This window comes from Pelomonas nitida (genome assembly GCF_043555975.1).
GTDB classification, from domain to species: domain Bacteria; phylum Pseudomonadota; class Gammaproteobacteria; order Burkholderiales; family Burkholderiaceae_C; genus Pelomonas; species Pelomonas nitida.
Genome location: NZ_JBIGIA010000038.1, coordinates 1 through 3,960, shown reverse-complemented (window position 1 = coordinate 3,960; position 3,960 = coordinate 1). Strand labels below are relative to the sequence as shown.

Annotated in this window: 2 protein-coding genes and 1 pseudogene; all 3 read left to right on the top strand. The window is 69.5% G+C overall.

Features of this window, described 5'->3' with window-relative positions:
- Positions 1–271 (top strand): hypothetical protein (locus ACG00X_RS23980; protein WP_394492332.1); only part of this gene is annotated, 271 nt, incomplete at its 5' end.
- Positions 272–353: 82 nt separating this feature from the next.
- Positions 354–2,663, top strand: a complete 2,310-nt coding sequence (locus ACG00X_RS23975; RefSeq protein WP_394492330.1) for a rhamnogalacturonan lyase family protein — start codon at positions 354–356, stop codon at positions 2,661–2,663.
- Between the two features lie 443 nt (positions 2,664–3,106).
- Positions 3,107–3,960 (top strand): annotated as a pseudogene (locus ACG00X_RS23970) (hypothetical protein); the annotation flags it as partial.

The following is a 3,960-nucleotide window of genomic DNA, read 5'->3' as shown; positions in this document are numbered from 1 at the left end:
GAGCGTGGTGGGCGTGACGGGCAGCCCGTGGGGCAACAACAACTTCGTCGTCGGCGGCTCGGCCCAGGTGCGCACCACCTTCTACCCGCTGGGCTTCTTCGAATCGGGCCAGGCCGCCTCGGGCAGCTTGAACCTGTACGGTGACGTGGAGTACCGCGGCGTGGGCCTGAACCTGAGCAGCGGCAACCGCTCCGGCTATGTGGACGCCACCTCCACGGTCGGCCGCGCCACGGACGTCAACAGCAAGACGCCGCTGACCTGGCGCCCCTGAGCCTGAAAGGCGCCGCCATGTCGGCGCCTTTCTCCTGACAGACAGTTCAATTGTTCGGCCTCGCGTCGAGAAAGGTTTGACCATGTCCCGATTCAAAGTGCGGGGGATCTCCGCAGCTTTGTTCCTGGCCTACAGCGCATCGGCGCTGGCGGCCAGCCCCGTCACGCTGAGCTACACGGTCAGCAGCCAGTGGGGGGGCAACTACTGCGCCAATGTGCAGGTGACCAATCCCAACAGCGAGGCCGTCACCTGGAGCGGCGCGTTGACGGTGAGCGGCACGGTCAACCAGATGTGGAACGCCACGTGGAAGCAGAGTGGCTCGACGGTCACGCTCAGTGGCGTGGAGTGGAACAAGACGCTGGCGCCGAAGTCGACGATGACGGCCGTCGGCTTCTGCGCGGCGGGTGGCACCCCCGCCGCAACGCCGGCGCCGACTCCCGCACCGGCGCCCACGCCTGCACCGGCACCAACGCCGGCACCCAAACCCGCGCCGACGCCGGCCCCTACGCCAGCGCCGACGCCTGCACCCACGCCAGCCCCGACGCCCGCTCCCAAGCCGGCGCCAACACCTGCTCCCACACCCGCGCCGACGCCGGCGCCTTCGACCGGCCCGGTCGCCGGCAGCCGGCAGGTGGAGCGGCTGGACCGCGGCGTGGTTGCCGTGGCGACCAGCAGTGGCGTCTTCGTGAGCTGGCGCATGCTGGGGACGGAGGCGGACGATGTGGCCTTCAACGTGTATCGCAACGGCACGAAGCTGAACGCGAGCCCCATCACCACCAGCACCAACTTCGTCGACGCCGCCGGCGCGCTGGGTGCGAAGTACACCGTGGCGGCCGTGTTGAACGGCACCGAGCAGGCGGCCAGCGCGGCCACCGCCGTCTGGCCGCAGCAGTACCTGCGCGTGCCGCTGCAGCGCCCGGCCGGTGGCCGCACGCCCGACGGCGTGGCCTATGACTACAGCCCCAACGACCTGAGCGTGGGGGACGTGGACGGCGACGGCCGCTACGAAATCATCGTCAAGTGGGACCCGTCCAACTCCAAGGACAACTCCCAGTCGGGCTACACCGGCAACGTTTTCGTCGACGCCTATGAGCTCGACGGCACGCGCCTGTGGCGCATCGACCTGGGCAAGAACATCCGCGCCGGCGCCCACTACACACAGTTCATCGTCTATGACCTGGACGGTGACGGCAAGGCCGAGATCGCGATGAAGACCAGTGACGGCACCATCGACGGCACCGGCGTCGTCATCGGCAACGCCAATGCCGACTATCGCAACAGCACCGGCTACATCCTGACCGGCCCCGAGTACCTGACCGTCTTCAATGGGCAGACCGGCAAGGCCATGGCGTCGACCAACTTCGTGCCGGCTCGCGGCACCGTGTCCGGCTGGGGCGACAGCTACGGCAACCGCGTGGACCGCTTCCTGGCCGGTGTGGCCTACCTCGACGGCCAGCGCCCCAGCCTGATCATGAGCCGCGGCTACTACACCCGCGCCGTCATCACCGCCTGGGACTGGCGTAGCGGCAAGCTGTCGCAGCGCTGGAACTTCGACAGCAACACCAGCGGCAACTCCGCCTATCGCGGCCAGGGCGCGCACAGCCTCGTCGTCGCCGACGTGAATGGCGACGGCAAGGACGACATCGTCTACGGCGCAGCCGCCATCGATTCGTCGGGCAAGGGCCTGTACTCCACCGGCCTGGGCCACGGCGATGCGCTGCATGTGTCCGACCTCGACCCCAGCCGCCCGGGCAAAGAGGTCATGATGGTCCACGAGGACCCGGGCTCCTACAAAGGGCACGGCGTGGAAATGCATGACGCCGCGACCGGCAAGATCCTGTGGAGCCTGTCCGGCGGTGGCGCCGACGTGGGCCGCGGTGTGGTGATGGACGTGGACTCGCGCTACCCCGGTGCCGAAAGCTGGGCCACCGTGGGCGGCCTGACCAGCGCCACCGGTGTGCACATCTCGGACAAGCGGCCGTCGCGGGTGAACTTCGGCGTCTACTGGGACGGCGACCTGCTGCGCGAGCTGCTGGACGGCGCCACCATCGACAAGTGGAACCCGACCACCGAAAAGCTCGACCGGCTGCTGACGGCGTCGGACTTCGGTGCCACGTCCAACAACACGACCAAGGCAACGCCCGGCCTGTCCGCCGACATCTTCGGCGACTGGCGCGAGGAAGTGATCTGGCGCAACGCGAACAACGCCGAGCTGCTGGTGTTCACGACCACCATCCCGACCAAGGAGCGGCTGCGTACGTTGATGCACGACACGCAATACCGCGGCTCGATCGCGAACCAGAATTCGGCCTACAACCAGCCGCCCAACACCAGCTTCTTCCTGGGGAACGGCATGGCGAAGCCGGCGCAGCCCAAGGTCTACACGCCCTGAACCTTCAGCGGGCCGTTCGCGGCTCCTGTTGTGCATCCTGATCGACGCGCCCTGGGCTTGTCAAAGCTCGGGGTGAGTCGGGGTGTCGACGCCTCGGCGGGCCTGTCGCGAGAGGACAACCGCGGCCGTGCAGGACGGCGGCGGCCGCGCGCTGCGGCGCCTTCGTCGACGACCTTGACTCAGCGAGCTACTGGCGTCGCGCTCGGCCCGCTCTGAACGCGCGGCGCCCAGGGCGGCGGGGCAGGGCGCCACCAACGGGCTGGCGGCTGTGCGCGGATGTGGGCGGTCGTGCAACTGAGGGCATGAAGGCATTCCCGCCGTAGCCGCGCCGACTCGATGCGCTTTGTGCGCGCGGCCAGGCGGAGCCGGTCAGAAACCTCCTGCGCGCTGTGCGCAGGTCCATTGTCGAATTTCAACAGGAGGCTGCTGCCATGCGCGCCACCATGAGAATTGAGTCCGCCACTGCGCCGTCGCGCGCCGTCGCGACATCGCAGCAACTCGCGATGGCCTGCGCCCTCGCACTGGCGCTCACCGCCTGCGGCGGCGGGTCAGGCGACAAGACGTCGGACATGCCGACACCGGCGCCCACACCGGCCCCCACGCCTGCACCGACACCCGCGCCGATACCGGATCCGACGCCTGCGCCCACGCCGGCACCAACGCCTGCTCCCACGCCGGATCCAACGCCCGCACCGACGCCAGCTCCCACACCGGCGCCGACGCCTGCGCCCACGCCGGCCCCGACACCGGCGCCGACGCCTGCACCGACACCAGCTCCAACGCCGGCACCCACGCCCGCGCCGACGCCAGCTCCCACCCCGGCACCGACGCCAGCTCCTACGCCTGCGCCCACACCGGCGCCCACGCCTGCACCGACGCCGGCTCCTACGCCCGCGCCGACCCCTGCACCGACACCGGCTCCCACGCCCGCGCCGACCCCCGCTCCTACACCGGCCCCGACGCCCGCGCCGACCCCGGCCCCGGCGCCGTCCGCCGTTGATGCCGGCACCACCACGACCGTCTGGTACACGGGCACGCCCACCAAGCCGACGGTCACCGCCGGCACCTGGCGCGCGGGCGGCCCCAACCCCGAGCAGTCCAACTTCAAGCTCGTCAAGGAATCGGCGCACTTCGCCTTCTATTCCGACGAGAACCTCTCGGCAGCCGACCTGCAACTGGCCGCCGACACGCTGGAGAACACCGTCTGGCAGAACCTGTTCAATTCGAACCAGTTCATGCCCGAGCCGTTCTACAACAAGAGCGACAAGATCAAGCCGGCCATCCACATCCACTCCGG